The following is a 6,361-nucleotide window of genomic DNA, read 5'->3' as shown; positions in this document are numbered from 1 at the left end:
TATGTATCGCGGTCGACGCACTAGGTGCTGACAAGGTTTATGCGGTAATGATGCCATATGAATATACCTCACAAATCAGCTTAGAGGACGCCCAAGCCCAAGCACGCCGTCTCAATGTCTCGTATACCGTTTGTCCTATCTTTGATGCAGTCGAGGGTATCCGTCATACCCTTGCGCCATTATTTAACAAGTCACCAGCCGATACTACTGAAGAAAATATCCAAGCACGTGCGCGCGGCGTGGTACTAATGGCTCTATCCAATAAGTTTGGGCATTTGGTCATTACTACGGGCAATAAATCGGAGCTTGCGGTTGGCTATTCAACCTTATATGGCGATATGGCAGGCGGTTTCGACGTCCTAAAAGACGTGTATAAATCACAAGTTTACAAATTGGCCAGCTATCGCAACCGTTTGGAAGATACGCCTGTTATTCCTGAGCGCGTGATTACACGTCCGCCATCGGCTGAACTACGTCCTGATCAAAAGGACCAAGATAGCTTGCCTGATTATGATGTATTAGATGGTATCTTAATGTCATATATCGATGAAGATATGAGTTATCAAGATATTGTCGATAAAGGCTTCGATGCTGATTTGGTCGCCAAAGTCATCAAAATGGTCGATGGTAGCGAATATAAGCGCGCACAAGCACCGATTGGTACTAAGATTAGTCATAAAGCCTTTGGTCGTGAGCGCCGTTATCCGTTGGTAAATAAATGGTCTATCAAAGGCTAAACTGAAAGGTGACATTTATCTTGATACTCTTTAATTTATTTTTAAAGGTTTGATAAATTTACCTTTTATAATTTAAAACTATTTTATAATAAGCTGGGAGCTTTCCCAGCTTTTTTAGTTTCTATAAATCCAAATTTTTATAAACAACGCTTTAAGTTTCATCCTAACCCACTCACTTTATCTCCTCACTATTACTTTTTATCCTCACATTTTTTTCGAGACTGTCATGAGTTTGCTAACCGCTAGTGTCTTTCTTCTCTTATTACTTGCGCTAAGCGCCTTTGTCTCTGCTGCCGAAATTGCAATCGCCGCGGGTCGCAAAATTAAACTACAAATCATGGCAAAAGAAGGCGAGGTTCGTGCATTTGACGTCCTTAAAATGCAAGAGCATCCTGGTAGTTTTATCACTGTCGTCCAAGTGGTCTTAAACGCAGTCGCTATTTCGGCAGGTGCGGTGGGTGAATCAGCCATCAGCCCTTATTTGCAAATGCTGGTGAATAATGAAGCCGTGTCATCCGTGATATCATTTATTCTGATCACAAGCTCATTTTCCTTGCTCGCCGACTTGATGCCCAGACGTTTGGCCATGTCAAATGCTGAGATTGTCGCGGTACGGCTTGTACGACCAATGATATTCTTTATTTTTGTCTTTAAGCCCATCATTTGGATTTTTGATGGGGCGGCAAACTTACTTTTTAAACTCATTGGCGTATCAACGGTTCGTCAAGATGAGATGACCTCAGAAGATATCTATGCGGTGATGGATGCCGGTGCTGAAGCCGGCGTTATTAAGCGCCAAGAGCATCATCTGATTGAAAATATCTTTGAGATGCAAGAGCGCACCGTGACTTCTGTCATGAATCCGCGCGAGCATATTGTCTATTTTGATACCAAAGCCAGTACCGAGGAGGTGGTTGCAGTGATGATAAAGCAACCGCATAATAAGTTTTTGGTTTGTAATGATGATGATTTAGGACATATCATCGGTTACGTAGAATCGCGCAGCTTTTTAGCCTCGGTACTTGAGCAGCAAGAGGTTTGTTTAACGGACAAAGCTTTATTGAAACCAGCACTTTTTATTCCGGATACCTTATCGTTATTTGAAGTACTTGAAACCTTTAAATCAACGGGCGCAGATTTCGCTGTTATTGTGAACGAATATGCATTAGTGGTTGGGGTTATCACCCTCAAAGATGTGATGAGTATCGTGATGGGTGAGCTGGTAACTTTGGAGGAGCAACCAATTGTGCAGCGTACCGACAACTCTTGGCTGATTGATGGCATGACGCCCATCGAAGATGTCATACGCTCATTGGGCATGGTCAATCTGCCACACAGTGAAAATTATGAAACCATCAGCGGTTTTATGATGTTTATGCTGCGTAAGATTCCTAAAAAGACTGACTGCGTCGAGTATGCCAATTATCGTTTTGAGATTATCGCCACCAGTAATCTTAAAATTACTCAGCTACTGGTGACAAAATTTGAAGACGTGATTGAATAAATACGGCACTTAACCAATACTACCTTAATAGGCTGATTAGAAAATCAGCTTTAGCATCGGTTCTCAATCTTCCATATTGACGACATGCGCATCAAGCACGCGTACCGAATATTGCCGTGCCAACGCGCACCATGGTCGAGCCATTAGCTATCGCCGCGCTCATATCATCACTCATCCCCATACTCAGCGTATCCCATTGACTCAGATCAGGATGGGTGCGCTTAATATCCTCAAATAATTGTTTGGTTCGCTCAAAAGCATCTGTATTTGCTTTGGCAGGAATAATCATCAGCCCGCGCAATTGCAAACGTTCATAAGCCTTTATAGCTGTTATTAATTCTGGAAGCTGCTCTGGTAAACAGCCTGACTTGCTGTCTTCATGATCGATATTAACCTGAATCAGTATATTTAACGGTGGCATATCAGCAGGACGTTGCTCATTAAGGCGTTTGGCGATAATGTCACGCTCAAGCGTTTGCACCCAATCAAAGTGCTCAGCGATATCACGGGTTTTATTGCGCTGGATACTGCCGATATAATGCCAGACAATGTGGTCGCATTGTGATTGCCCTCGTAGCGACTGGATTTTTTCAATCGCTTCTTGCAGATAGTTTTCACCAAAATCACGCTGTCCTTGACGCGCTAAAGTCGCCACCATTTCAGCGGCTTTGGTTTTGGATACCGCAAGTAGGGTCACACTATTTTGCACTCTTTGTGCTTGCGTGCATGCCTGCGCGACTTGTTTATTAACCTGTTGCCAACTATCAATCAAGGTCAAATCCTGCATACCTTCTTCATCGTTGATTAGGTTAGCTGCGACAAGATTGGATGTTTTTTGAGAAGATATAGTCATAAAAACCCTTATTAATGGGGCAAGTTCGAAATAAAAGCGAGATTCTTATAGCGACGCGTTTTTGTTAGCAAAAAACCAGTCAGTCTATTTTTGCATTTTATTGAGCCAGTAGATGGTTAAATAAGCACAGTCTTGTTATGATATTGTTACATGGTTTAACATATACTACTAAAAGCTATAGCAACGGTAACAATTATAGTAAAGCCTAACCTATCTTAATGAGGTTGGCTGAAACAATGTCATAGAATTCTGCTTATTGCCTGCTTTCTGTGTTGCTTTTGGCACACCCTTATTTATTGATAGGATTATCTGATTATGGCTGAACAAAATTTAAATATTGAAGACCTGCTACGTTTTACGGTCAAGCATAAAGCCTCAGATTTACATATTTCAGCCGGTATGCCCGCCATGATTCGAGTCGATGGTGAAATGACGCGGATTAATATGCCAGAGATGAGCCATAAAGTGGTACATCAGCTTATTTACGACATCATGAATGATAAGCAGCGTGCTGACTTTGAAGAATTTTTTGAGACGGATTTCTCTTTTGAGATTCCAAATTTAGCGCGTTTTCGGGTCAACGCTTTTAACCAAAATCGCGGTGCTGGCGCTGTCTTTCGTACCATTCCATCCAAAGTTTTGACGATGGAAGATTTAGGCATGGGCGAAGTCTTTAAGCGTATCTCAAACTTTAAGCGAGGTGTGGTCTTGGTCACCGGTCCAACTGGCTCGGGTAAATCGACGACGCTGGCGGCGATGATTGATTATATTAATGAAACGCGTAAAGAGCATATTTTAACCATTGAAGACCCGATTGAATTTGTTCACGAGTCTAAAAAAAGCTTGATTAACCAGCGCGAGGTACACCGTGATACCTTGGGTTTCGAGCCAGCATTGCGTTCAGCTTTACGTGAAGATCCAGATATTATTCTAGTTGGTGAGCTACGTGACCTTGAAACCATACGCTTAGCGCTCACTGCCGCTGAAACCGGTCACTTAGTCTTCGGAACTTTGCACACCAGTTCCGCTGCTAAAACTATTGACCGTGTCATCGATGTTTTCCCTGCTGCTGAAAAAGATATGATTCGAGCGATGCTATCAGAGTCGCTACAAGCGGTGATCTCTCAAACGCTGTTACGTCGCCAAACTGGCGGACGAATTGCCGCGCATGAGATTATGCTAGGTACGCCAGCTATTCGTAACTTGATACGTGAAAATAAAATTGCCCAGATGTATTCTTCTATTCAAACAGGCGCCGGTGATGGCATGGTTACCCTTGATCAAACCCTTAAAAATCTTGTATCAAAAGGCACCATTAGCAAAGACGTTGCACGACCTTATGCTAAGCAGCCTGAAGCGTTTATATAAGAGTCAGCATTGGTAGTGTTTAAAAGTTTATTGAAGTAAGTTTTACTCTATTTATTGCACAGGCAGGGACATTATGGACATTGATAAACTTTTACAATTGATGATTAATAAAAATGGCTCCGACCTTTTTATTACTGCCGATGTTGCCCCTTCCATGAAAATCAATGGAAAAATTCTGCCCGTTGGCAAAACGCCTCTAACAGCTGAGCAAACCATGAGACTGGTCAAAGGTGTCATGACTACCATTCAACAAAAAGAATTTGATGAGACCAACGAGTGTCAGTTTGCCATTAGCGATCAAGCACAGCAAGCCCGTTTTCGGGTCAGTGCCTTTATACAACGCGATATGGCGGGGATGATTTTACGGAAAATTGAAAACAAAATTCCAACCATAGAAGAGCTGCGTCTGCCGCCAATGCTAAAAGAGCTGGCAATGAAAAAGCGCGGTATTATTCTATTGGTTGGAGCAACTGGTACGGGTAAGTCAACTACTCTTGCCTCGATGGTTGGACACCGTAATCAGAACTCGCATGGTCACATTATTACAATCGAAGACCCTATCGAGTTTGTACATAAACATCGTGGTTGTATCATTACCCAGCGCGAAGTCGGTATCGATACTCACTCTTTTGAAGCGGGTCTAAAAAACACCTTGCGCCAAGCGCCAGATGTGATTTTGATTGGCGAAATTCGTAACCGCGAAGTCATGAGCTACGCCATTCAATATGCTGAAACAGGGCATTTGGTATTTGCGACCTTGCACGCTAATAATGCCAACCAAGCGATTGACCGTGTTATTCATTTTTTTGAAACCAACCGTCATAATCAGTTGTTTATGGATTTATCGCTTAACTTACAAGCCATTATCGCCCAGCAACTGATTCCAACGCCTGACGGTAAAGGACGTCGCGCCGCTATTGAAATCTTGTTAAACTCACAGCTGATCAGTGATTATATCCGTAAAGGTGAAATACACGAAATCAAAGATGTGATGACGCGCTCACGTGATAGCGGTATGCAAACCTTTGATCAAGCGCTGTTTGATTTATATGAAAACGGTGAGATTACTTATAAAGAAGCGATTCTTCATGCGGACTCTCCCAATGATTTGCGCTTAAAAATCAAACTCAGCAGCAAAAATGGCATGGCAAATTTGGATGAAGGCGCGGATAGTTTATCGTTAGATATTACCTAATTAGGTGTTTTTAGCCGCAGATAGTTTATTTTATGCTTAAAGAATCGTCATAAAAAAAGCCCTCATCATCATGTGAGGGCTTTTTTATGTTTATCTTATCGATATTTTGATGGCTATTTTATGCTGTCTCTACACGCTTGGTCATTACAGATACCATATAATACCAGTGAGTGGCCCGATAGCTTAAAGCCATTCTCTGCTGCCACTTTTAGCTGTTCTTCCTCAATCACTTTGTTGTGAAATTCGACAATCTTACCGCAATTATCACAAACCAGATGGTCATGATGCTCTTCTTGGGTAATCTCAAACACTGACAAATTGTTTTCAAAATTGTGACGCTCAACAATGCCTGCTTGCTCAAATTGAGTCAGCACGCGATAGACCGTCGCCAGACCAACATCTTCGCCTTGCTCAATCAGTGCCTTATAAACCTCTTCTGCACTCATATGATGCAGCTCTGCACTTTCCAGCAGCTCTAAAATTTTGATACGCGGTAACGTTACTTTTAAACCCGCTCTACGTAAATCTTGATTGGTAAAAGAAGCCATAACATCCCTTCTGACTATGAAAGTCTTAGCAAATAAGTTCAAAGAACATCAGATATATACTGACAATGATGATGAATCGTTGATTATAAAAAATCACACTCATAAAATATCAGTCATTATCAGATGTATTTCCAGTACGTTTTTCTCAAAAAACAT

6 protein-coding genes are annotated in these 6,361 nt (G+C 41.9%); 4 read left to right on the top strand and 2 right to left on the bottom strand.

Translation table 11 applies throughout. From position 1 onward, the window contains the following. Together nadE and VLN09_RS07765 are read left to right on the top strand one after the other, a co-directional pair. Positions 1-737 (top strand): NAD(+) synthase (gene nadE, locus VLN09_RS07770; RefSeq protein WP_325245272.1); only part of this gene is annotated, 737 nt, incomplete at its 5' end. A gap of 226 nt (positions 738-963) precedes the next feature. Further along, a complete protein-coding gene (locus tag VLN09_RS07765; RefSeq protein ID WP_325245270.1) occupies positions 964-2,241 on the top strand; it encodes a hemolysin family protein in 1,278 nt (425 codons plus the stop codon). A 91-nt stretch (positions 2,242-2,332) separates the two neighbouring features. Here VLN09_RS07765 and VLN09_RS07760 read toward each other — a convergent pair whose 3' ends face one another. Further along, a complete protein-coding gene (locus tag VLN09_RS07760; protein WP_414709106.1) occupies positions 2,333-3,028 on the bottom strand; it encodes a YggS family pyridoxal phosphate-dependent enzyme in 696 nt (231 codons plus the stop codon). A 381-nt stretch (positions 3,029-3,409) separates the two neighbouring features. Here VLN09_RS07760 and VLN09_RS07755 point away from each other — a divergent pair, with 381 nt between their 5' ends. Both VLN09_RS07755 and VLN09_RS07750 read left to right on the top strand, forming a co-directional pair. Further along, entirely contained in the window at positions 3,410-4,462 is a 1,053-nt protein-coding gene (locus tag VLN09_RS07755) for a type IV pilus twitching motility protein PilT (protein ID WP_325245268.1), read from the top strand. Between the two features lie 73 nt (positions 4,463-4,535). Then, complete coding sequence (locus tag VLN09_RS07750) at positions 4,536-5,657, top strand: PilT/PilU family type 4a pilus ATPase (RefSeq protein ID WP_325245267.1); 1,122 nt, start codon at positions 4,536-4,538, stop codon at positions 5,655-5,657. A 113-nt stretch (positions 5,658-5,770) separates the two neighbouring features. On the opposite strand, the gene fur is transcribed toward VLN09_RS07750, so the two are convergent. Beyond that, complete coding sequence (gene fur, locus VLN09_RS07745) at positions 5,771-6,205, bottom strand: ferric iron uptake transcriptional regulator (RefSeq protein ID WP_325245266.1); 435 nt, start codon at positions 6,203-6,205, stop codon at positions 5,771-5,773. Positions 6,206-6,361: the final 156 nt, after the last annotated feature.

This window comes from Psychrobacter sp. (genome assembly GCF_035469765.1).
Taxonomy (GTDB): domain Bacteria; phylum Pseudomonadota; class Gammaproteobacteria; order Pseudomonadales; family Moraxellaceae; genus Psychrobacter.
Note: the sequence above shows the minus strand (reverse complement) of the source record. Positions and strands in the feature narration are given on the sequence as shown.

What these genes read in the sequence shown, in the direction of transcription:
- VLN09_RS07760 (WP_414709106.1), bottom strand. Translation starts at nt 3,028, where the DNA reads ATGCAGGATTTGACCTTGATTGATAGTTGGCAACAGGTTAATAAACAA.
- VLN09_RS07765 (WP_325245270.1), top strand. Translation starts at nt 964, where the DNA reads ATGAGTTTGCTAACCGCTAGTGTCTTTCTTCTCTTATTACTTGCGCTA.
- fur (WP_325245266.1), bottom strand. Translation starts at nt 6,205, where the DNA reads ATGGCTTCTTTTACCAATCAAGATTTACGTAGAGCGGGTTTAAAAGTA.
- VLN09_RS07755 (WP_325245268.1), top strand. Translation starts at nt 3,410, where the DNA reads ATGGCTGAACAAAATTTAAATATTGAAGACCTGCTACGTTTTACGGTC.
- VLN09_RS07750 (WP_325245267.1), top strand. Translation starts at nt 4,536, where the DNA reads ATGGACATTGATAAACTTTTACAATTGATGATTAATAAAAATGGCTCC.